Origin of the sequence: Pseudomonas tremae (assembly GCF_023278125.1) — a bacterium.
GTDB classification, from domain to species: domain Bacteria; phylum Pseudomonadota; class Gammaproteobacteria; order Pseudomonadales; family Pseudomonadaceae; genus Aquipseudomonas; species Aquipseudomonas tremae.
In genome coordinates this window covers 501,767-523,905 of the sequence record NZ_CP066270.1, presented here as the reverse complement: position 1 = coordinate 523,905, position 22,139 = coordinate 501,767, and the positions used below count along the sequence as shown (strand labels likewise).

Sequence of the window (22,139 nt, the reverse complement as noted above, 5' to 3'; positions counted from 1 at the left end):
AAAACTGCATTGTAAAAAAGGGGGACGCAAGCTTAGCACAGCGCCAAACCCTGACCGAACACTCAGAAAAAATGCTTTTTGCAGGAAACGTGTAGGAACATTCGCAAATAGCACCCGTTACGCCTTGAAAAGCTGTTGAGAACCCAGGTGCAGCCGATACCTATAGGTATGCCATTTGGCCATAGTCTCTATTTCGGAAGTACCGCATGGTCGCAATAACCTTTACACCTCAAGCCAGCAGGCTGGACAAGCTACTCGCTCATGCGGAACGTCGTCGCTATGCAGCGAAAAGCAACATCATCAACGCAGGCGATCATTCCGAGTCGTTGTTTCTGATTCTCAAAGGCTCGGTCACTGTGCTGATTGAGGATGACGAGCGCAGGGAAATGATAGTTGCCTATCTGAACAACGGCGATTTCTTCGGCGAGTTGGGTCTGTTCGAGCAACCGGGGCGTGAATCCGTGCGCAGTGCATGGGTACGAGCCAAGACTGAGTGCGAGGTCGCCGAAATCTCCTACGACACCTTCCGCGAGCTAGTCAGGCAGGATCCGGAAATTCTCTACGCACTCGGCAGCCAGATGGCCGAACGCCTGCGCAACACCACGCGCAAGGTGGGTGACCTGGCGTTTCTCGACGTAACCGGACGCGTGGCGCGCACGTTGCTGGACTTGTGCAAACAGCCAGACGCCATGACCCATCCGGACGGCATGCAGATCAAGATCACCCGCCAGGAGATCGGCCGCATCGTGGGCTGTTCGAGGGAGATGGTCGGCCGCGTGCTGAAGGCTCTGGAAGAACAAAGCCTGGTCAACGTCAAAGGCAAAACCATGGTGGTCTACGGCACACGCTGATGCGCTGGCGATCAGAGCTTGGCCAGCATGCGCCGGTAACGCTGTGCCAGATGTTCGAGAACCTGCGCATCGGGAAACGCTTCGTGCAGGGCAATGTGACTCTCGGCACGTACACGCTGATCAAGCTCACATAGTTCATTGAAACGATTGACCGCTGCCACCATCTGCGCGCGCTGGTCATCCAGCAGCAACGCACAGTGAGCCAACACAACGGGACGTGTTCCGCCCTGACTCTGGCGCCAGCGCTGAGCCGTGCCGTGCCGACCATTTTTCGACCATCTAGATTGACGTTGAAACGACCGTCGCAGAAAGCGCCAGCCACTTCACCCAGCGAAGCCTGACCGCCCAATGCGAGCAGCAGGTCGAGAATCGGCTGGCACAGGCGCAGATAAGCAGTTTCGATGCGATCCCGATCAGAGTCCGCCGCAGGCTGGGCATAGACCAGTGCGATATTAACGGTGGCGCAAGACTGCGGAACCGGCTCACCACCGGTTTCGCGCAACAGAACAGGCCAGCCGTTATCCGCCAGTGTCTCGCTGGCTTCGACAAAACCTGGGAGGCGGCTCATGCGTCGCGGCATCACCAGCGCTTGATCGGTGGGTCGCCAGAGCAGCAAACCGTGGTCTGCCTCGCCTGCACACACGCTAGCCAATAGCTCCTGCTCGGCTTGCAAGCCTTGTTCGACACAGATGTCGATGATCGAGTCTTGCATGCCAGCCCTCAGCGCGCGCAGTAGATGCGGTTAATGGGTGGAAGAACCACTCACGACTGATTTGCGCTCAGGAAAGAACAGCCGCTGCAGTTCATCGCCCGGATGGACGGCACGCATGAAGGCTTCGCCCACCAGGAATGAATAAATACTGTTGATTTCCATCAACTCGACATCCGCGCGGTTGAGAATGCCGCTTTCAGTGACAAGCAGACGATCCTGCGGGATACGGCGCAGCAGATCCAGCGTGGTTTCGAGGCTGACCTCGAAAGTGTGGAGGTTGCGATTGTTGACCCCCACCAGCGGCGTATCGAGCACCTTGAGCGCGCGATCCAGTTCGGCGCCGTCATGCACTTCAACCAGCACGTCCAGCCCGACACTCTTGGCGACGGCAGCCAGCTCAGCCATACGCCCGTCGTCCAGTGCCGATACGATCAGCAGAATGCAGTCCGCACCAATGGCTCGCGCCTCGTACACCTGATACGGGTCAATCATGAAATCCTTGCGGATAACCGGCAAATTGCAGGCTGCGCGCGCCTGTTGCAGGTAGGCATCGGAGCCCTGAAAGAAATCAACATCGGTCAATACGGACAAACAGGTCGCGCCCCCCGCTTGATAGCTTCTGGCAATATCGGCGGGCAGAAAGTTTTCCCGGATAACGCCCTTGCTCGGCGACGCCTTCTTGATTTCCGCAATGACGGCGGGCTGCTTCAGCCTGGCCTGGGTGATCAGCGCATTGGCAAAACCACGGGGTGCATCGGCCTTGGCGGCTTGTTGCTCGAGTTCAGCCTGGCTGACGATCGCACGACGGGCAGAGATTTCATCAGCTTTTCGATCAAGAATTTTTTCCAGTACAGTGGGCAAGCTCATCCTTCGTTCTCCTGTTTGAATACAGCCGTGAAAGCACCCAACTCTTCCAGTTTTTCCCGAGCCAGACCGGTGTGCAATGCGTCGTGCGCCAGTGCCACACCCTCTTTCAGACTTGTGGCGTGGTCAGCGGCATAAAGCGCGGCACCGGCATTGAGCACGATCATCTCCGCAGCTTTCTGCCCGTTCTCGGTCTTGCGACGGCCCAGCGCATCACGAATCAGTTCCAGGGAAGCGGCGGGGCTTTCCACCGCAAGGCCATAAAGACTCTGACTCTTGATGCCCAGATCTTCAGGCTGAACCCAGTACTCTGTCACTTCGCCATTCTTCAATTCGGCTACGAAGGTGGGCGCGGCCAGACTGAACTCGTCCAGCCCATCCTGCGAATGCACCACCAGTACGTGCTTGCTGCCCAGACGCAACAGCACCTCGGCCAGCGGGCGGCATAGCGCCTGATTGAACACGCCGACGATTTGATGACGCACGCCGGCCGGGTTCGTCAGCGGGCCAAGCATATTGAACAATGTACGCAGCCCCAACTCCCGGCGAGGGCCGGCAGTGTGTTTCATGGCGCGGTGATGAGACTGCGCGAACATGAAGCCGATACCGACGCTGTCAATGCATCGAGCCACCTGAACAGGCGTCAGATCGAGGTATACACCCGCCGCTTCCAGCAAATCGGCACTGCCACTTTTGCCGGAAACGGCACGATTGCCGTGCTTGGCCACCGTGCAGCCAGCGGCGGCAATAACAAATGCCGACGCGGTAGACACGTTGAAAATATTCGCGCCGTCGCCACCAGTGCCGACGATGTCGACAACGCCATCAAGGGTTTTCAGTTCGACCTTGTCGGCCAGCTCGCGCATGACCGAAACCGCACCGACAATCTCGTCGATGGTTTCGCTCTTCATGCGCATGCCCATCAGAAAAGAGCCGATCTGCGCTTCGGTGCATTGCCCGGTCATGATTTCGCGCATGACGTCGCTCATCTCTTCAGTGGTCAGGTCCAGCTGATTGACCACGCGATTCAGCGCACCTTTGATATTCATGGGGGTACTCATAAGAAGTCCTTAGACCTGACGATGGCCGCCGCTCTGTTTGAGGAAATTGGCGAACAACTCGTGACCTTGCTCGGTCAGGATCGACTCGGGATGAAACTGTACGCCCTCGATGTTCAATGTCTTGTGGCGCAGGCCCATGATCTCGTCAACAGAGCCATCTTCAAGCGACGTCCATGCCGTCACTTCCAGGCACTCGGGCAACGTATCGCGCTTGACCACCAGCGAGTGGTAGCGGGTTACCACCAACGGATGATTAAGGCCTTCGAACACGCCACCGTCTTCGTGTACCACCGGGCTAGTCTTGCCATGCATTACCTGACGCGCACGCACCACCTCGCCCCCGAATGCCTGGCCAATGGACTGATGCCCAAGGCAGACACCCAGAATCGGCAATTTGCCAGCGAAGTGGTTGATCACCTCAAGCGATACGCCTGCTTCGTTGGGCGTACACGGGCCGGGCGATACCACGATGCGCTCGGGGTTCAGGGCTTCGATCTGGGCAATGGTCAGTTCGTCATTGCGAATGACTTTGACGTCTGCTCCCAGCTCACCGAGGTACTGCACAACGTTGTAGGTAAAGGAGTCGTAGTTATCGATCATCAGCAACATTTTGCTATCAACCTTTTGATTTACTGACTTGATTCGAGCCTTCCGGATTCTGCTTCGCTCAAGCCTCCCCTCTCAGCCGCAAAGCGTGGGGGAACCGGGGCAGAAAGCATTAAAAATCGAAGGCATGCAGGTACGGGTCCGGCAGGGCCGGCAAGGAAATAGTCAGGCGCGCCAACGCCAACGGGCGTGAGCCTTGATTACGCGCATCAAAAGCTTGCTGACTGTCGTCACGGAAGGGGTCTCATCGGTACGTTTCGGGACATTAGCGTACCGAATGGGCCGGTGCAATATGAATGTACCAGGCAAGGCAGACTGAACGGACTATTAAGGAGGGAAAAAAGGCCGCGCCTCCTGACGGAGGCGGGATTCAGGCAGGGGCACGATGGCCGAGGGTGGGGAGCCGAAAGGAACATCAGTGCGCAATCTCGCGCACATAGGCTTGGCAGGCCTTCAAGGCGATCAATCCCTGATCGCCGTCGTCGGTAATGGCGACAATTCGTCCAGCAGCCGCTGGGTCAAGTTCGCCTCGCGGGCCTCCATGAACCAGGCTGCCGGCATCGGTGGTGGCTGACATTCCGTCACCAGCGGCAGGGCTGGCGAGGAGGACTGACAGCCGCAGATCAGCAGTGGCCAGACGGTCGCGCAAACGAGCTTGAGAGGTCTGTGCATCGCTCAACTCCTTGTGAAGGTTTGTATCGTTGTTTTGCAGACGGACTTCCAATGCCCGCCGTCGTGACTGTTCGGCAGCCTGCCACTCGATGACAGCGGATGCCGCCTGCTCGCGTTCGTGCTGCCAGGCCAGTTGTTGCGCCGACAGTTGCAGACCATAGCGGGCCGCCTGCCATTTCCAGGCGGCCCATGTACCCAGCCCCGACCCCAGCACGAATGCGAGGATCAGGAATCGCACATCCAGCATTTTCACGGCAGTACCTCCAAGGCCCGCTGGTAAAGCGCCTGTCGATCCGCCAGGCCATTGGTGCCGCCGTTGATGCGGCGGGTGATCATCAGAAAATCACCCATGTCTGCCAGTGCGTTGAGGTTTGCCCGGTCCCAGAACCACGCCGCCGACATCGCGGCGTGCTCTGGTTGTTCGAGCAACTGCGGCTGACTCAACAGGTCCAGCCCCAGCGCTTCCCCGCACGCTTCGTAGTTCGCCCGCCCTGTCACCTGAATCAGCCCCCGACCGCGATAAAGCTGGCCATCGCCGTCCGCCTCTGGCGTGTTGCCCAGACGCAGTGCCAACTGCCCGGTGTCGTACTTCGCCAGGTAGCTGTCGCTGCCCAGCTCCCGCACATAGCGAAACTGCCCGGATTCATGCCCGATCTGGGCAATGAATCCAGCAATGCGCAGCCGGGTATTGATGTTGTAACGAGTCATGGCGACGTTGAGAGCAGACACAAAAACGCCGGCTTTAGGGCCGGCGTCGGGGAGGATTTGCAGTAGTTGTTGCTGGTTGATAAGCATGGATTCCTCCTAAATAGCTTGCTGGCATCACGCGTCGATGAAGTACTACTTTTTCCAGAACGACGCGCACTGCGGATAAAACAACGCCCCGTCAGTGCGGGGCGTGATTACTTGGGTAGCTCGTCTGCACTTACGCCTATAAAAGGTGCTGGCTGTTCAACCGGCTTTACGTACACGAATGGCGATGCGGGCGCTACAGGCCATACAAACGACCCTGGAAAGCCCGGTTGCGCATCGAGTTGGGCGAGCTGCACCCGGTATAGCCAGTAAGCATTGAGTTCGGCTTGTAGTGCAGGCAGGGTTTTCAACTGGGCTTCAATGGCACTTTGCACGGTGCTCAACCTGCTGATCAACGAATCGACTTTCGCAGTGGCCAGGGCCGAGTATCCGTCGCGCTGAGTCATGACATCGCCCGTTCCCGCTTCCGTGATCGGCTCGAGAATCACACCAAACTCGCCGTTAAAGGCACGATTGAAGAGTTCTCTGGCTTGCGGCTTGAGTGCGTTGGCAGAAACAGTGACGGCCTCCTCGCCTTTCGTATATTTGGTTTTCTCAAAAACGACCAGAAGCACGATAGCGGTATGAGCCTGATCGACCCAGCGAGGGTTACGAATGCTGCTCATGATCCAAGGCAGTTCATCTTCGCTCACGCCTGTAGAAGGCGTAGGCACATCCGACGGCTTTACGTAAACGAAGGGAGTTGCAGGTGGAACAGGCCAGACAAAGGACAGGGGGAACCCTGGCAGCGAACTCAGATTGGAGAGCTGTGCCCGGTAAAGCGAATACGCATCAAGCTCGGCTTGCAGCGCAGGCCGGGACTCGATTTGCGCGACGGTAGCCGAACCCGATGCAATGGCGTTTTGCACAATAGTCAGTTGAAAATCCAGCTCGTTGATTCGCTTGGTAGCGTTGTCCAGGTAGACGCCACGCTGCGCATTGATGTTCATAAGAATCGTCTGTTCGCTTGGCTCAAGAATCTCACCAAACTCTCCAGCGATTGCCCGGTTGTAAAACGCTACATATTGCGGATCCGGATGATTGGCAGAGACCGATATGGCGTCCTGCCGATCCATATAGCCGGGTTCACTGACGATCACCCAGAGCGTCATGGAGGTGTGAGCCTGATCGGCCCATTGAGGGTTACGAGTGATGGTGTAGTGGTCTAATGATTCCGGACACTCATTTAGGCGAGAATATCGCCAGATATAGAGGTGTCTGATGACCAAGCAACGCCGTACCTTCTCCGCTGAATTCAAACGTGAGGCCGCAGGCCTCGTGCTCGATCAAGGTTATAGCCATGTCGAAGCTTCTCGCTCGCTTGGAGTGGTCGAGTCTGCGCTGCGTCGCTGGGTTAGCCAGCTCCAGCAGGAGCGCAATGGCGTGACGCCTCAGAGCAAAGCCCTGACGCCCGAGCAGCAGAAAATTCAGGAGCTGGAAGCGCGCATCGCTCGTCTTGAGCGGGAGAAATCCATTTTAAAAAAGGCTACCGCGCTCTTGATGTCGGAAGAACACGAGCGCTTGCGCTGATCGATCAGCTAGGTGCCCATGAGCCGATCGAATTGCTGTGCGAGATGTTCGAGACACCTCGCTCGTGCTACTACGACCATTGCCAGCGGCGTCGGGCTCCAGACACCGAGCGGGTTCGTTTACTCAGTCGAGTCAATGAGCTGTTCGGGCAAAGTCGAAGCGCTGCTGGCAGCCGCAGTATCGTTTCGGTATTGCAGGAAGATGGCGAGCAAATTGGCCGGTTCAAGGTACGTGGCCTGATGCGGGAACTGGGATTAATCAGCAAGCAACCTGGCTCTCATGCTTATAAAAAAGCAACAGTGGAGAGGCCTGACATTCCGAACATTTTGAATCGGCAGTTCGATGTACCCGCGCCCAATCAGGTTTGGTGTGGCGACATCACCTACATCTGGGCGCAAGGAAAATGGCATTACCTGGCGGTGGTTATGGATCTTTATGCGCGTCGGGTGGTGGGCTGGGCGTTTTCAAACAAACCGGACACGGACTTGGTCATCAAGGCGCTGGACATGGCTTATGAGCAACGCGGCAAGCCTCAGGGCCTGCTGTTTCACTCAGATCAGGGCTCCCAATATGGGAGCCGACAGTTTCGCCAGCGGCTTTGGCGATACCGCATGCGCCAGAGCATGAGTCGCCGAGGTAATTGCTACGACAACTCGCCGATGGAGCGTGTATTCCGCAGCTTGAAAACCGAGTGGATACCCGCCGTGGGCTACATGACGGCCCAAGAGGCACAGCGGGATATCAGTCATTATCTGATGCATCGCTACAACTGGGTTCGGCCACACCAGTTCAATAATGGACTGGCACCCGCTCAGTACGAGAAAAAACTTAACGTCGTGTCCGGGATCAGTTGACCACTACATGGGGACGATGTTCATAGTTAATTCCTTTGTGTTGAGTATTGAGAGAGTGCTGTTATTACTGGATGGCCGTTTAGGTGCGCCCCAGATTCTCTACAGAAAATCCTGAGCTATCCTTAATGCGACCGGTGCTGTGTAGCGTTATGAATCAAGCTTTCATAAGGTATCCCTCCTTTCGTGGGCAGGGTCTTTGAGGAGTTCGCACATGCTCAACCCGCACGTGAAGACCTCGAAAGCCGGGCATAAAAAAACCGCTTTCGCGGTGGTGTTTAGAGGGGAGCTGCATCCGAAGGCGGTGAAGGCCACTTGATCTGGAAAGGGTAATCCGGGTGTTGCTCGATCCTGTTCAGTTCCACGCTATAGCGTTTCCACTCCAGCAAACTTGCATTCTCCGCCTCGGTGGCATCTCCCAGATCCTTGGCATACTGCAACGGAGCGATACGTGTGGCAGCTTCCCGTAAATGCTGGTCACGAAGGATCAAAGCAGCCGAAGCCAATGCGATCTTCTGCGCTTCTGTATCAAGAGCCCAATCACCCTCTCGCCAAACGTAATATTTGCCAGGCCATTGTTTGGCGGTAAGCCGTTCAGGCGGCAATCCGAGGCCGTTCCACTCCTCTACCGAGCCATCGGTTATTCGATACATAGAGCAGCGCAGATCTATAACCTGCCGCAGCTCACCATCGACCAACGTCCAGGCAAACCCTGTATTTGGCTCGTTGAGTACTTCGTTGATGCTTACAGCGTTGCTGGGAGTTTGCTCGCCTAGCCCAGGAACCACCGGTAATTCAACGGGCCCCATCAGGGCCCCAGAGTCGTCTATCAAGTAAGTAGGCATAGTGTCCTCAGATCAGTTTGATACGGCCCGGATAGGCCATGTTGCGACTACGAAAACGAATCCAGTTATTCATCGGTTGCTGGTCTCTCATAACAGTTGCCATAACGCCATTGTCTGTCGTCTCTGGGAGGTATGCGGAACCGCCGGCAGGGACTAATGCGCCTGGCGGCAACAGCCCCCCGGGACCTGTGGAACTCAGACGCCCGTCTGCCTGCGCATGGCCGTTGCCCAGCAGATAGCTGCCAGTCTCTACGTCTGAGCCGCTCCACTCCTGAGCCACTGTCCTCAGCCAAGTACCGTCCTGCCAAGAGCCAGCGACACGCGATGTATCGACGCCACGGGACTCGTCCAGTACCCGCAAAAACTCGCCTCGTCCCTCAGGCCCACGAAAGGTCTGAGCACCGTCGCCACTGGTCCATCCACCTTCCTTGCCGGTACGAGCTGCTTCCGTGTAGACCATCCCGGATTTTTGCGCATGATCCCAAAGCCAAGGCCATTCGGCGCGGCTAAGCAGCGCGCCGTTGAGCGCGCCATATCCGCCTGGGCTGAACAGCGTCGTTGTTTCGAAAACCGGCCTCCCCAAAGGCGTGTTGTCATATCGCCCTATCGGCCACCAGCTTCCAGCACCATCGCTACGTAGTTGCCACCAGTCGCCGGCCCCCATCAAAACCAGAAAGGAATAACCAGCGGCGTTTAGATGAGTGTGAAACCTTATTTTCTCTCCTGCTGCGGCATTGATCACCAGTCGGTTTCCACTATTGTCGACTCGGCGAACGACGACATCCCTGACGCCAAGCGCAGCATTTGAAGATGGCAAAGAGAACGACCGATTGGCCCCAGTGGCATCCAGTAGAAGAAACCCCATCTGGTCCTTCGTAAACGCCGTATCAGCGCTGAACGAGAATACCTTTTGCGAGTCGACCCCCACGACCTCGGTAATTTTTCCGCGCTTGGTGATGTAGATCGCATCAGTATTAAAAACCAGCTCTACCCACTCTTCAGCACTGAGCTTCAACGTATTACTGCCGGCACCGTATAGCGATATAACCTCAGCACCGTTGGCCTTGATAGTTGCCGCTCCTGGCGATGCGTTATGAAAGGTAATGGATTTACCCACACTTACACTCGCCTTGGGAGGTAATGTCAGCGTGATCCCCGCGACATTGACTCTGTGCCAATGCCCCGCTGCTCCAGATAAAAGAGTTTCAGAAGCTGTGTAACCAAACCCGGCACCTTTATAAGCCTGCCTGACCTGCGAGCCAATCTGGGTAATTGCCGTTGCCAGTTGATCTGTTTTGGTTTCGTCGGGCAGCTCGCCACCAGCAGCCATCGCATTCAAAATCTCCTGCGTCACCGAGTTCCCCCACGCCGCCGGGATCAGCGAGCCGGGTGTTCCGGTGGCCGGGTTTTCATCTACAAACTTGCCGCTGACCAAGCCTACGCTTGGCACACTCTTGGGATAATCCATGTTGTGTTCCTCAGTTGAAATTAACGAATTCGACGCTGTGCGCCGGTGCAGCTCGGCGGATCAGACACTCGATGGCGACGCCGGGGTTGACCCCGAACCGCTCGCCCCAATAGCTGGCCCCGAAGCGGCGCCCCAGACGCTGGCGCCCGCCGGTGTTCAGGGTCCACATGAATTGCGCGTTCCAGGTGCCGAAGTGCGCCTGACCAAAACGCGAACGCCCCATACGGGGCGTTCGGTGTTCGGTCACGGTGGCGTCGGGGTAGCCCTGGCTGATGGCAATGTCGATGTAGAACCCTGCGTTCTGCCCTCCTGTCGCAACAAGCCGCTGTCGCACTGACAGGCGCCGGTCTGCGAAAAAGGGCTTGAGCCCGAGGCACGGGTCGGGCAGGTTCATGACCCGCTCCCAGTCCGGCACCAGCTCGCTGACGTTGGCCGGGTCCATCTCGTTGAGCAGATCGAAAGCGCGGCCATCGATACGGGCGAATTCGCGGGACAGCCCGGTAATGACGTGCTGCACTTCCGGCACTCGCTCAGGATCCCAGGCGGGGCCGGGTGGCAGCAGTGCCTGGAGTTGCTCGGCGTAGTGCTCGGCAGTTCTTATGACGACCATAATATTCTTCCGAAGGTCAGCAACTGATTGGCGGCCGCCGTGACGTTGGCGACCGGTGCAACCAGCACATGATCGGTTTCGCCGGTCGCGCGGCTGATCGCTTCGGCGATGTGCGTCAGCAACAAGGTTTCACCCAGTCCGCCCTCGCGGTTGTGCAAGTCCAGCAGTTGCGTCTCCACTGCTGCGCGAACCACAGAAGTGTCAGGCGTCAGTTTGATGGTGTAGACCACCGGCTTCTGCACCGGCGCCAGCACATAGACGTCGGCAGTGACCGGGCGCAACGGCTCGATGTACGCCGCCATTTCAGCCAGTTGCTCGGCATCGGGAATCGGGTCAAGCTCATCGTCACGCATGAAGAAAACCGCGACAGTGCCCGGCCCCAAATAGCGACGCACGCACCAGGCCCGTGTCACGCCCGGCACTTCAAGCGCCCAGGTCACATAATCATCCTGATTGCCGCCATGCGGAATGATCCGGTAAGAGCGCACGACCCTGGCCCGCAGCGACTCGATGCTTTCCTGAGCAATACCGCCAGACAGACCGTCCTCGATCACGGTAAACGTACTGTCGATCCCTTCGACAGGTTGCACGACGGTCATCACCATCCCGGCATCGGCGTTGCCGAGACTGCCCGCATCCACGGCCTCGACCGTCGTGGTGTTGTTGCCCGCGACCGTGGTGACACCTTTGGTCACCCGGTAAAAGCGTCCATCGCTGAATTGCAGCACGGTGTCGGCATCCAGCACCGCACCGGCCGCCGCGGTGAAGCGCACCGAACCGCGTGCGGACTGCGCGACCTTGCGCGGCTGGCGCAAGCGCAGGATGGCTTGCCGTTCGAGTGTTTCCTCATCGGCGGTGTCCGGCAGAATCTGGTCGGCGATCCAGTCCTGATAGCCATACAGCCCATAGGCCGCACCGCTGTGTGCGCGCGACAGCACCCGAGCATCGGACTGACGCAGCGCGTCGTCGGCGAGGTCGACCTGGGTTCGGTTGATCAGCGCCGGTAACGTAGGCGTTTCAAACGGCATAAATCACCTGCCACTGTTCAGAAGGGTTGAAGCGCACGACCTGACCGTCCGAAACGACCAGCTCGACGCCCAGGTTCAAGCGATTGCTCTGAACCTGTTCGGTAATGATGTTGATGTTGCTGACCTGGCCATCGTCGATCAGCCAGGTAAGCGCTTCGCGCGCATAGAACTCGGCATCACGCCGGGTCTGCGCGGTAAGTCGAACCCGGCGTAGCAACCACAGCCTGGAGCCGATACGGTCATTGGCCTGCGCCGGGTAGGTATCGCCCCACCAGCCGAAGCGTTCGGCATCGTCATACGGGTCGTCCGCTTCGGCGCGCCGCCAGGTGAACAGGCTGATCACCACTGAACGCAGCAAGGAAGCCTGCAGGGAGCCTTCAATGATCATCCGGCACCTCCAACAGGCGGCCCGCTCTGACCGTTACCGGCCTGCACGTTGCCATGCAGATGGCTGATCTGGCTGATGCCGCCGGCAATCTGGTCGCCCTGGGACACGATCTTTCCGGTCTGGTTGATCTGCGGTGTGTCGACGTTTACTGCCTTTGACGCCTTGATGTTCAGGGTGCCGGTTTCGATGTCGATGACCTTGCCGCGCTTGAGGTGGATCTTGTCGCCCTCGTCGGTATAGATCGCCACTTCGCCGGACTCCAGGCCCTTGAGGCGATAGCGCCGGTCGGCCACCACCAGCAGCAGACCGTGAGAACGATCGCCGCCAATAAACGCGGCGATACCTTCAGCGCCGGCCAGCGGGTGACTGGTGAAGCCGTAGGGTTCGAAATGTTCCATGTCGTCCTTGACCTCTCCGGCGGTGAGGCGCATTTGCAGCGCCTGCATCTTGCTGCTGGCCCTGGCGAGCACGACCGTGCCGCGCACCAGCATGCGATTGAGTAAGCTCATGCAGTTGTTTCCTCGTCGATGGGCAGCAGCCAGGAGTACGCGTCCTGATTGACTTGTACCTTGCTGCGCTTGTTGGGGTCGCCGGGCTCGCTCTGGAAACCTTCAGGCGGACCGACCACTAGCGTGGTGATCGTGCCTTGATCAGTCAGCGAGTAGGTCACGGCTGAAATCAGCATGTTTCTGCCCGCAAAGCCGATAACCGGATCCACCACGCGCACCATGGTGTTGTGTCGCCACAGTGCGCCGTTTGACTGTCGCCAGCCCTGGACCTTATAGGTGGTGAGCAGCGCTTTGCCTGCCCGTTGACCCCGCTCCCAACTGGCGCGACTCAGGGCGAGCGTGGGGGTGATCGGCGCGTCCTCATGAACGATCAACACGCGAAGACGCTTTTTGCGGCCAGGATCGTCATGCCGCGTATCGGTGACTTCGGCCGAAACCTCTGAAGCCTCTTTGCCGAACGTCTTGTCGTTACCCGTTTGTTGGCCAATAACCCGGTACTCGGAAAAAATCCCGGAAAAATCACGCGAGATCTTCGCGCTCAGCACATTCTTGCCTAGCTCAAGCGCGTCTGCGCTCTGCCCCCGACTCCCCGGCCTGGCCAATACCACATTGCCGTATTCGTCATCGGTGGAGAAAATCCGGAACAGGGTCAACAGCCGGTCGATGGACTTGAACACGCTTTCACCCGGCTCGATGTTGTGTTTGGCCAGCTTCGAGGTTTCCGGTATTTCGCTGATCACCTTCAATTCGTAAGGCGCAGCCAGCGCCTGAACGATGGTCAGCACACCCACGCCCATCCACTGGCTGGGCTTGTTGATGGCAGAGCAGTCAATCAGGTCAGCCGTTTTCGAGCGTCCGGAAATCGTTAGCGTGACTTGCTTGCCGTCATAGGTAATCGGCGCGGCAAACACCCAGCCGGTCAGAATCAGCTCGCCGCCGATACGCACTTCGCAGGCTGCGCCGGGCGTGATCGGATGCGATATTTCAGTGCCCGGCCACTGCCAGGTAATGCTTACGTCAAAGCTGCGTGCCTGACGCTCGATCCCGGCAGAAATTTCCACCGATTTCCAACCGGCGTAGTCGTGCTGGTCAACCGTCAGGGTGACAACGTTAGGGTCGATCATGGGTTACTCCTGAGCGATCTTCAGCGTGCCGGGAGGCACGAAACCCGGGTGGGCCAGCCGATTGCGCTGCACTAACTCCAGCGCCCGGCTGGCATCACCGAATCGCCGATAGACCAGCACCAGCGCACGCAGCGGTTCGGACACCTTCATGTCCACCAGACGCACGCCAGACGCCGCCACCGCATTGAGGTGCCTGACCAGTGCCTGACGTAATGTGTTCAGTGCCAGGTAATGTTCGGGGTCGGCCTTCAGCGACGCGTCCCAGATCGCCGAACTGAGCGTGTCGCGCAGCTCGATCACATCATCGGCAACCGGCACATCCACGCGTTGCAGCGGTTGCGTGACCTGCTGATCCAGCGAAGGCACCACCGTGAGTGGCGCAACCGCTGTCGCAACCGGCATGCTGGCGACGATTCTGGCGACCTTGACCAACAGCGCATCCTGAACCAGGTTGGCGGTAGCTTGAGCAGTCGCCCCAGTGTCGAGACCGCTGCCCTGGTTGACCAGATTGATAGCGGACACCGCCTCCGCCTGTTGTGTGGCCTCGGAAATCACCGACCGGTACTGCACCGTTTCAACCGAGGATGCCCCGCCATTCATGGCGGACCTGGCGGTCTGACCGATAGCCGTGCCGCTGCTGCCGTTCATGGAGCCGCCGCCGGAGCTGCTTCCCGCCGAACCGCCAGAGGCACCTCCGGCTGAACTGCCAACGGAGCTGCCAATTGAACTACCAGAACCTGTGCCGGTGCTGGCGCCACCGATACTGCTGGTTCCGTTCGCCCTTCGGGAACGACGACTGTCGCCGTCGAAACTGGCGAAGAACGTGGAGAACAGCGTGCTGATGGTCAGCGGCGCATTGACCAGTGAATGCACCAGCGCGGTAACATCCGAATAGATCGTCATGAACGGCGCAAACTGCCGCTGAATGGTTGCGAATACCCCAGACAGCGCACTGCGCAGCGCCTGAACATTGATGCGCACGGCATCCACTGTGGCCATCACCATGCGGTAGCGCCTGAGTGCCGAGTCCAGCAGGCTCTCGGACGCGCCCAGCAACTGGCGCCGAGTGTTGAGCGTCGACACAGGAAACTTGAGCGGGTTGGCGGGATAGAACTTCAGATCCAGGCGGACAAGCCCGCCTTCGTTCAGATTGTGCATGACGCTGCACTCCCCGACCTGCACCTGTAGGCGCCCCAGCCACGGATGCACCAGCTCGCCAGCCTCCTCCTGCTCCAGCGCCTGAAGCAATCTGTCGCGTTGTTCGAAACAGTCGCGACCGACAATGAAAGCCGTCAGCGTGTGAATCTGCGACTGCTTGCCCAACGACTCGAAGTACGGTTCGTCGCGCTGTGGAAATTCATGCAACTGCCCCTTGCGACCCACCGGGACGACGGCTTTTTCAATGAAAAAACCGACGCCACGGAAAGACGCTGGCAGCAGGCTGTCACGCCATGTACTCATGATCCGGCTCCTGCGCCGAGGGTTCGATAACCGACGTTTGGCGAAATCGTCAAACCCGGCTGATTGGTCTGTACCAGCCCAGGACGCATGCCCGGCGGCGCGTTTTCAAAACGAATGTTGAGCTCGCCTTCAAGTCGCGAGCCGCTCCCCGCAGCGCCCTGTTGCAGCAACAGGCTGCCGGGGGCTGGAACGTTCGGCACACTGAGCAATTGACTGGTCGGCGGCACGCCAGTGGCCTGATTGAGCTGCTGCTGATTCAGGCGACTGGTCTCGACCGCATTCGCCGCTAGAAACGCTCCGGTTCCGCCGCCCGGTCCAGCGTTGCTCAGCCGTTGCTCTTCAGCGAACTGATTGACCTTTTCCGTCGCCCTTTGCAGTAAGGATTTATTACCGTCGCCGCCAAACCAGCTCGTGATCGGTTCGATGAAGGGCTTGATGTCCGCCCATAAACCCGCAAACCAGGTTTTGATCGGCTGCCACTTCTCGATGACCATGCCCAGCGGCGAGAAACTGAACAGCGTCGCCAGCACCTCGGTAAAGGGCTGCGCCACGGACTTGATGGTTTCCCACAACCCGGCAAAGTACTCCGAGAGTGGCTGCCAATTGGTCACGACCATGCCCAGCGGCGACAAGGCGAAAAGCGTCTGCAGGAAGTCGAAAAACGGCGTGGCCAAGGCCGTGATCACGCCCCACAGCGCGGCAAAGAATTCGGATAACGGCTGCCAGTTGTCAGCGATCATGCCGAGCGGCGTCCAGGCAAATACCGACTTCAGTACGTCCCACAGCGCCATGGCCGGCCCGCGAATCGCTTCCCAGACCGCTTCAAAATAAGGGGCAACGGTCGACCAGTTAGCGATCAGCAGACCTGCCGCCAGTGCAAGGCCGAGTACGATCAAGCCCAACGGTGACATGCCCATTACCGCGTTCAGCAACCGGGCAGCCGTTGTTGCAGCAAGAACCGCGACTTGCAGAATGCCGAACGCAATTGCGGCGCCCACCACACCCTTGATCACGCCAGGGTGCTCGGCCGCCAGTGCAGCGACCTGAGAAATCATCGGCCCGATCACGGCCATTGCTTCGTTCATCGCAGGCAGGAACATGCTGCCAATGTTGATGCCCAGATGATCGACACGGTTGGTCATCTCTTTGATGGCCGTGGCCGTGGTCTGGGAGTTGTCGGCGAATTCCTTCTCGATGGTCCCACTGCTCTGCACGCCCTCGCCGACCTTGGCCAGGTTGGACCTGAGCACGTCGAGGTTGGCCAGCAGCGGCGTGATCGCGCCCAGTGATTGCGCGCCGAACAGCTGCGTGATGACATCCGACTGTTTGCCGGGATCAACACTGGAAACCGCCGTCAGGACCTTTTCAATGGTCCCGGACGGGTCACTCTGCATGCCTTTGGTCAGTTGATTGACGTCGAGTTGCAGCGCTTCGAACGCGCCGGCCTTAGCCGCGCCGCCTTCGGTCAACGACTGCATGAATCGCGTCATGCCGCTGGCCGCAACATCGGCCGGCACATCGACACTGGCCAGGGTGGCGCCCATCGCCGCCAGTTGCCCGGAGGCAAGCCCCGCAACCGGCCCGAGCGGGCCCATTGCGGTGACCATGGTGGCGATTTTCTTTTCCAGGTTGTTGCCGCCGAGCACGTTGATCTTCTCGGACAGCGCCGCGACTTGCGGTTGAGTCATCTGGAACGAAGATCGCCATGAGGCCATCATGTCGCCAGATTCAGCGGCCGTCTGATCGAATGCGATACCCATTTTCACAGCATCGCTGGCAAACCCGGTCAGTTCTTGACGCGGTACATTGGCCTTGGCACCGGCGGCAACAATCGCCGCGATACCGTTGGCACTTTCCGGCAGCCGTTCACTGAGGTCCAGAATGTCGGACCCCATCTGCTGAAACTGTTGCGGTGTATCAAAGCTGACTGACCGTTTCACGCCTGCCATGCTGGTCTCGAAACCGATCGCTGCCTTTACCCCGGCAATCAAGGGCTCGGTAAAAGCATTGCCCTTGATCATCTCGCCAACGTTTATTTTCCCAAGACCCGAGTTGCCGAGCCTTTCCTGGAAGCCTTTGACGTTGGTGCGGATAGTTGCCAGCGTTGGAGACAGCTGGTCGACGCCGGTAATCAGCGTTCTGATAGTGTCTGCCATCACTCCCCCTGCAGGATCTGGTTGATGCGCTGTGCCTGCAAGATCGATTCAGTGATGACGTCCAGCTCCCTGGACATCATCAGCTCCGGATCGGTCTTCCAGAAATACGCGAGGTCGTAAACGACGGCGATCAGTCTTTCGAGGTCGCTGATGCCGCTGCCATGAAAAAACTCGCGACTTTCCAGCTCAACGTGTTGATATCGCACAGGTCCATCTGATTGACCGACGAGGGCGGAATACCGGCGCAGACGGCGATGTACTTCGCCGCCACGTCCAGGTCCAGCGACACGTCTTCGTTCTTGTCGATCTTGTACGGCAGGGCCTTGATGGCTCGCGCTTCCTGCGCGGTAGGACGCCGGAACGTCACCTGCGAAAGGGTTTCCCCGTGTGCTTCGATCGGGCTGACCAGGTCGATGACTTCACTCATTGCCAGCTCCCCTGACTGCCTTCGAATTTAAGATCGATGGCACCGTCATCCGCCTTGCTGGACGGTTCTTCAACCAAGTAGGCGCCGGACAGAACGTAGGTCTTGCCGTTGCTGAATTCACAGGTGATGGTCATGTCCACACCGGTGGTAAGCAGCTTGAGCGGCAGATCTGCGGTGTGTAGCGCCTGAAATTTCAACCAGGCAGTCTTGTCGACTTCCTTGTAGTAACCCGGCAATACGGTTTCGCGCTTGATGTTCATCAGAGGGGCTTCGCCGCCGCCAATGATGGTCAATTGGGTGCCATCCACTTTGATGTAGCAGGTACCCGCAACTTTCTGACCCATGTTGTTTATCTCCAGAATGAAAAACCCGCACGAGGCGGGCTTGAAAAGGGTTGGTAAGGTTTATGCCGCTTCGTCGTACTGCAAGCGGAACTGGTTGAGCAGCGCGAACACGCGCAGGCCGTTGATGTAATCCGGCGGGAACATCACGTTCACGCGGCTTGGATCATTGCCGTCACGCTCGACGATCAGGTGCTGGGCGAACACTTCGGCGTTCTCCACATGGCCTTCTTCTTCAAGACGCGCGTACTGCGCAATCAACTCGCCACGAATGGTGCTCGGCGTGATGATCGGCTGACCGGCGCCGAAGCGCGTGCCATCGCTGGCCAGCTTGTGGCGACCGTACTTGCTGGTGATGATGCCTTGCAGACGACGAATGATGAACGCCGACTGGTGCATGGTTTCGCTGTCCAGGTACGAATTATCTGCCTGGCCGTAAGCGTTCTTCTGATAGGTAGTGATCGAGCGCTGAATACGTACGTAACCACCTTCGTAGTAAGCCGTGGCGATGCCATAACGCAGCAGCGATTCACGCTCGGTCAGGGTGAAGCGCTGACTGGCGGGCGCCGGGTCCAGGCCGGGCATGGTGCCGCTCTGGGTGGGACGGCTGGCATCGGCAGAAATGAACACTGCCGTGCGCGCAGCCAAAGCAGCAGCCTGCAGCCAGACCGGTTGCGGAACGCCGGTTTCCACGCCTTGAATGGTGATGTGCTGATCGTTGCGCAGTTGGCCTGCCGCGACCAGCGTGCCGACCGTACCGCGCTTGGCGCTGTACACATGGCCATACAGTTGACGCGACCAGCTCCAGCGACCGGTGCTGTCGTCCATTGCTGCTTTCCAGGCATCCAGCGTGCTGGTGTCGGTCCACGGCATGCACAAAAACTCGAAGGGCTCGTCGCCCAGCGCAGCCAGCGCCTTGAGTTGATCGGGCGTACCCACGCCACCGGTCATGGCAATCACTGCGGCAGTCAAGCCTGCTGGAATGACTTCGCCATTGGTTTTACCCAGGCGGTTGAGTTCCAGATGAATGTCGTTGCCGCTTGCCCCGCTCCATTTGCAGGAAAGGGTCAGTACACCCGCATCGACTGCGGCCATTACCGGCAGGTCAGGGGTGGCATTGATCTTAACCGACAGCGCCGTCGCGGCTTGCGCAGCGGTCGCGCCATTGACGACAGTCGCCTGCACCCGCACACCGCCGACATACAGATTCAACAGGCCAGGTTCGGTCGCTGCGCCCGTGAGCGTAACGGTTGCAGAAGCTTTGACGCCTTCGGTATTGAGCAGCGGCAGGCACCAGACTTCCCCGGTGGGGTCGGCCTTGCGCCAGGTTTCGTACATGGCGGCCAGCATGGAGCCTTGACCGCCGATGTTTTTCGCCAGTGCAACGCTGGGCACCAGCACCAGCGAGCCGAGCTCAGGCCCGGAGACATCGTCATTGACCTGGGCAACAATCAGACGGCGCATGCTGGCCGACGCGCTGTTGGCGGCAGAGTTGTCCATTTCCGCATAAAACAGCGGCACGCGGACATCGGATGGAATGTTGTTAAAGCTGATAGCCATTGTTTGGCTTCCTCTTGGTTAGGCCGTGAAGGCTTGATGAGTGATGGGGGATTGCTCGGTTTGAACGGTGATATCTCCGTCGTTCTGACGACGCTGCCACCAGGCGTTGAAGGTAACCTGCCGACCTTCCACGGGCAGCAGATCGCCCGCTTCCGGATCCGGCACAGCGCGGCCCTCGGCCGGTATTACAGTGATGCGTTGAGTCATGGTGTTACCTCTCCTGTGAACTTCGCTTCGATACGGCCATCAGGGCCGGGGGATTTCAGATTCGGATCTGCAGGGTCGATGCAGTCCATCTCGATAGTGGCGCCGGTGAAACCGGGTAAACCGTCCAGCCAGGCTTCATGCCAGGTTTCGGCGGGCTGATCTGCAGCGCTGCGGCCAAGCTGAAACTGCGCGGCAAACCCGAAGCGATAGGTCACGCGCGCACCGCTTATCTGCACCAGCGCACCGCCTGTGTATTGCATCGCGTCGTAATCGCGATCAGCGTTCCAGCCCACCAGCGAGCGCCACAATTCGGCGCGAATTGCATGCAGCTGATCGCAGGCTTGCTGCCCGCGCTTGTCATCGCCTTCAAGCACCACAACGATGTCGATCTGGTCGGTGATGCTCTGCCGGATGACGTTTTGCAGATCATTGGCCGTGGCCGAATCGCCGCTGGCGATGACATAAGCCGAGGGGTGCGCAAGCTGGTCGCCAAGAGCAACCGCAGCCCAGTCGATACCAGCGCTGACCCGAGCGGCAAAGCTCGGGCAGGTCGCCTGCAAATGGGCAACTATCGGGGTGATTTTCATAAGGGTTCCGCGTGTGTTGAAGGTTGGTCAGGTATGACGAAGGCCTATTGGCTTGCCTTGTCCAGCGCTTCATCCGCCTTGTCCGCAGCGCGAGTGGCCGCATGCGCAGCCTGGCTGGCGATAGATGCAGCGGTTTCGACCTTGTCTGCCACCTGAATCGTCGTTTCGGCAAGCCTGACCAGACGGCGATCGCGCTTGCCCAGTGCTGCGTCGTAAGCAATCCGAACCTCGGCCAGTTGCCGGGTGTGCTCGGCACTGGCCGACCACTGCCCGGCCTGAAAGCCAAGCATCAGGCACCCGGCGAGCAGCAGCACGGCGATCAACCAGATCTCCAGCCGCCGCCACCAGTGGCGAGCGATAAAATCAATTGCGCATCTGTGCATCGTTGACACCTCCAAGCTGGGATCGCAGCCGGGCAATTTCGGCACTCTGCGTGGTGACCTTGTCGGTGAGCTGAACGATGTGGCTGGTGAGGGCTTCGATCTTGCCCTCCATCCGGCCAACCGCCGCCGCGAGTTCGTTACGCTCCCTGGCGAACTGATCAGCCCGCGCTTCGGCGTCTTTACGAGCCTGTCGCTCAGAGTCGAGCAGCTCATTGAGGCGGCGAACTGTGCCGATATCAGCGTTGTCCATCGCCCGGTCTGTTGCATCTCTTGAAAGAAACTTGCGCAGCCACAAAAAGCCGCCAAGCAAAATCGTGCCCGTGCCGCCCAGCCAGGTAGCTGTGCCTGGGCCTAGGTCGGTTGGGTCCATGGGTACTCCGGGAATAAAAAACCCCGCATGGGCGGGGTCTGAGGTGGGTCGCGATTGACCGGTTTTCGCTGCCTGAAATCCTGTTTCCAGCTGCAGCCCTGAGGCGCAAATCGCATATCGTGGTGCCTTTTTACCCCCCTCCGGAAAGGCTGGGAAGGGCCAATTTCGGGGTTGGTCGAGTTTGACCTGAGTTCAACACGAGTTCGACCACAGCTGTGCAATCGGCCCGGATAAACGGTATCGGATACCGTTTTCATCCGCCTTTATCCTGCCTTGCTTGTGGCCGTCCCATTGCTTCTGGAAGCGCTGCGCTCGGCAAGAATGGCCAGCACTTGCTGATGAAGCTTGTTGATCCAGTTGCGATAGGTGCGGTCCGCACCTTCATTGATACCGACCAGGCGCATCTGTTCGCGCACCGGCAACGCCTCAACGTAACGCAACGTCGCGAGCTGGGCCAATTCAGGCCCGCGCCCCTTCGCAGGGCTGCGCGCCAGTTGCGCAATCGCCGCCTCGACTTCACTGCTTATATAGTCCATGCCGCTGCCGTTACCGATCAGCGCACGCGAACCGGGTGTACGGCGGGGTATATAGGCACCCCATTCCATTATTCCGGCCATCGGGCTGCTGAGCCCGCCGCCCAGTCCGACACGCATGCGTTGCTCGCCCCAATGCTGCATCACCGCTTCCACTTTCTCGATCATTGTCTGTTTCCTGTCTGAGCTTGCTGAACTGCCTC

25 protein-coding genes and 1 pseudogene are annotated in these 22,139 nt (G+C 58.8%); 2 read left to right on the top strand and 24 right to left on the bottom strand.

From position 1 onward, the window contains the following. Nucleotides 1-206 precede the first annotated feature (206 nt). Nucleotides 207-851: a cAMP-activated global transcriptional regulator CRP gene (gene crp / locus I9H09_RS02330; RefSeq protein WP_024670550.1), complete on the top strand. Its 645-nt coding sequence runs from the start codon at nucleotides 207-209 to the stop codon at nucleotides 849-851. 11 nt (nucleotides 852-862) lie between these two features. On the opposite strand, the pseudogene I9H09_RS02325 reads toward crp, so the two are convergent. The 7 genes and pseudogenes from I9H09_RS02325 to I9H09_RS02295 form a co-directional block, all read right to left on the bottom strand. Continuing rightward, nucleotides 863-1,563, bottom strand: a pseudogene (locus I9H09_RS02325) (lipoyl protein ligase domain-containing protein). Nucleotides 1,564-1,593: 30 nt separating this feature from the next. Continuing rightward, the gene (gene trpC / locus I9H09_RS02320; RefSeq protein WP_122346941.1) at nucleotides 1,594-2,430 is read right to left on the bottom strand and encodes an indole-3-glycerol phosphate synthase TrpC; all 837 of its coding nucleotides are present in this window, start codon (nucleotides 2,428-2,430) and stop codon (nucleotides 1,594-1,596) included. Beyond that, complete coding sequence (trpD, locus tag I9H09_RS02315) at nucleotides 2,427-3,476, bottom strand: anthranilate phosphoribosyltransferase (protein ID WP_024690868.1); 1,050 nt, start codon at nucleotides 3,474-3,476, stop codon at nucleotides 2,427-2,429. Before trpD ends, trpC begins: the two co-directional genes overlap by 4 nt. A gap of 21 nt (nucleotides 3,477-3,497) precedes the next feature. Further along, entirely contained in the window at nucleotides 3,498-4,097 is a 600-nt protein-coding gene (locus tag I9H09_RS02310; RefSeq protein ID WP_005896841.1) for an aminodeoxychorismate/anthranilate synthase component II, read from the bottom strand. A gap of 412 nt (nucleotides 4,098-4,509) precedes the next feature. Next, nucleotides 4,510-5,019 (bottom strand): lysis system spanin subunit, encoded by a 510-nt coding sequence (locus I9H09_RS02305; protein ID WP_024690869.1) that lies wholly within the window; start codon nucleotides 5,017-5,019, stop codon nucleotides 4,510-4,512. Continuing rightward, the gene (locus tag I9H09_RS02300; RefSeq protein WP_122346942.1) at nucleotides 5,016-5,561 is read right to left on the bottom strand and encodes a glycoside hydrolase family 19 protein; all 546 of its coding nucleotides are present in this window, start codon (nucleotides 5,559-5,561) and stop codon (nucleotides 5,016-5,018) included. Before I9H09_RS02300 ends, I9H09_RS02305 begins: the two co-directional genes overlap by 4 nt. Before the next feature lie 107 nt (nucleotides 5,562-5,668). Further along, a complete protein-coding gene (locus tag I9H09_RS02295) occupies nucleotides 5,669-6,670 on the bottom strand; it encodes a tail fiber assembly protein (RefSeq protein WP_080267967.1) in 1,002 nt (333 codons plus the stop codon). 109 nt (nucleotides 6,671-6,779) lie between these two features. Here I9H09_RS02295 and I9H09_RS02290 point away from each other — a divergent pair. Further along, nucleotides 6,780-7,942 (top strand): IS3 family transposase gene (locus I9H09_RS02290; protein ID WP_122346372.1). Its coding sequence is split into 2 segments (ribosomal slippage): nucleotides 6,780-7,035 and nucleotides 7,035-7,942, totalling 1,164 coding nucleotides; the frame shifts between segments, so codons are not numbered across the junction. A gap of 275 nt (nucleotides 7,943-8,217) precedes the next feature. Here the strand turns inward: I9H09_RS02290 and I9H09_RS02285 are convergent. The 17 genes from I9H09_RS02285 to I9H09_RS02205 form a co-directional block, all read right to left on the bottom strand. Then, nucleotides 8,218-8,784 (bottom strand): tail fiber assembly protein, encoded by a 567-nt coding sequence (locus I9H09_RS02285; protein WP_122311997.1) that lies wholly within the window; start codon nucleotides 8,782-8,784, stop codon nucleotides 8,218-8,220. Between the two features lie 7 nt (nucleotides 8,785-8,791). After that, entirely contained in the window at nucleotides 8,792-10,252 is a 1,461-nt protein-coding gene (locus I9H09_RS02280; RefSeq protein WP_005896706.1) for a hypothetical protein, read from the bottom strand. A gap of 10 nt (nucleotides 10,253-10,262) precedes the next feature. Continuing rightward, nucleotides 10,263-10,862, bottom strand: a complete 600-nt coding sequence (locus I9H09_RS02275; RefSeq protein ID WP_005896702.1) for a YmfQ family protein — start codon at nucleotides 10,860-10,862, stop codon at nucleotides 10,263-10,265. Next, the gene (locus tag I9H09_RS02270; protein WP_236502405.1) at nucleotides 10,850-11,890 is read right to left on the bottom strand and encodes a baseplate J/gp47 family protein; all 1,041 of its coding nucleotides are present in this window, start codon (nucleotides 11,888-11,890) and stop codon (nucleotides 10,850-10,852) included. The genes I9H09_RS02275 and I9H09_RS02270 overlap by 13 nt, the downstream gene beginning before the upstream one ends. After that, entirely contained in the window at nucleotides 11,880-12,278 is a 399-nt protein-coding gene (locus I9H09_RS02265) for a phage GP46 family protein (RefSeq protein WP_005896695.1), read from the bottom strand. The genes I9H09_RS02270 and I9H09_RS02265 overlap by 11 nt, the downstream gene beginning before the upstream one ends. Beyond that, on the bottom strand, nucleotides 12,275-12,787 hold the full coding sequence (locus I9H09_RS02260; protein ID WP_005896692.1) for a phage baseplate assembly protein V: 513 nt from the start codon (nucleotides 12,785-12,787) through the stop codon (nucleotides 12,275-12,277). The genes I9H09_RS02265 and I9H09_RS02260 overlap by 4 nt, the downstream gene beginning before the upstream one ends. After that, nucleotides 12,784-13,911, bottom strand: coding sequence for a phage baseplate assembly protein (locus I9H09_RS02255; protein WP_122346944.1), 1,128 nt, complete (start codon nucleotides 13,909-13,911; stop codon nucleotides 12,784-12,786). The genes I9H09_RS02260 and I9H09_RS02255 overlap by 4 nt, the downstream gene beginning before the upstream one ends. 3 nt (nucleotides 13,912-13,914) lie before the next feature. Next, the gene (locus tag I9H09_RS02250; RefSeq protein ID WP_236502404.1) at nucleotides 13,915-15,372 is read right to left on the bottom strand and encodes a DNA circularization protein; all 1,458 of its coding nucleotides are present in this window, start codon (nucleotides 15,370-15,372) and stop codon (nucleotides 13,915-13,917) included. Continuing rightward, the gene (locus tag I9H09_RS02245; protein ID WP_122346683.1) at nucleotides 15,369-17,528 is read right to left on the bottom strand and encodes a phage tail tape measure protein; all 2,160 of its coding nucleotides are present in this window, start codon (nucleotides 17,526-17,528) and stop codon (nucleotides 15,369-15,371) included. The genes I9H09_RS02250 and I9H09_RS02245 overlap by 4 nt, the downstream gene beginning before the upstream one ends. A gap of 130 nt (nucleotides 17,529-17,658) precedes the next feature. Beyond that, on the bottom strand, nucleotides 17,659-17,955 hold the full coding sequence (locus I9H09_RS02240; RefSeq protein ID WP_005896678.1) for a phage tail assembly protein: 297 nt from the start codon (nucleotides 17,953-17,955) through the stop codon (nucleotides 17,659-17,661). Next, complete coding sequence (locus I9H09_RS02235) at nucleotides 17,952-18,299, bottom strand: phage tail tube protein (RefSeq protein WP_005896677.1); 348 nt, start codon at nucleotides 18,297-18,299, stop codon at nucleotides 17,952-17,954. The genes I9H09_RS02240 and I9H09_RS02235 overlap by 4 nt, the downstream gene beginning before the upstream one ends. Nucleotides 18,300-18,359: 60 nt before the next feature. Then, a complete protein-coding gene (locus I9H09_RS02230; RefSeq protein ID WP_054998382.1) occupies nucleotides 18,360-19,856 on the bottom strand; it encodes a phage tail sheath subtilisin-like domain-containing protein in 1,497 nt (498 codons plus the stop codon). Nucleotides 19,857-19,874: 18 nt separating this feature from the next. Continuing rightward, nucleotides 19,875-20,063 carry a DUF2635 domain-containing protein gene (locus I9H09_RS02225; RefSeq protein ID WP_005896672.1) on the bottom strand — a complete coding sequence of 63 codons (189 nt, stop codon included), beginning with the start codon at nucleotides 20,061-20,063 and terminating at the stop codon, nucleotides 19,875-19,877. Next, nucleotides 20,060-20,650, bottom strand: coding sequence for a phage tail terminator protein (locus I9H09_RS02220; protein WP_122325379.1), 591 nt, complete (start codon nucleotides 20,648-20,650; stop codon nucleotides 20,060-20,062). The genes I9H09_RS02225 and I9H09_RS02220 overlap by 4 nt, the downstream gene beginning before the upstream one ends. 44 nt (nucleotides 20,651-20,694) lie before the next feature. After that, nucleotides 20,695-21,033 carry a hypothetical protein gene (locus tag I9H09_RS02215; protein WP_024670563.1) on the bottom strand — a complete coding sequence of 113 codons (339 nt, stop codon included), beginning with the start codon at nucleotides 21,031-21,033 and terminating at the stop codon, nucleotides 20,695-20,697. Further along, complete coding sequence (locus I9H09_RS02210) at nucleotides 21,014-21,403, bottom strand: DUF3450 domain-containing protein (protein ID WP_054991418.1); 390 nt, start codon at nucleotides 21,401-21,403, stop codon at nucleotides 21,014-21,016. Before I9H09_RS02210 ends, I9H09_RS02215 begins: the two co-directional genes overlap by 20 nt. 263 nt (nucleotides 21,404-21,666) lie before the next feature. Next, nucleotides 21,667-22,104, bottom strand: a complete 438-nt coding sequence (locus I9H09_RS02205; RefSeq protein WP_005896669.1) for a hypothetical protein — start codon at nucleotides 22,102-22,104, stop codon at nucleotides 21,667-21,669. Nucleotides 22,105-22,139: the final 35 nt, after the last annotated feature.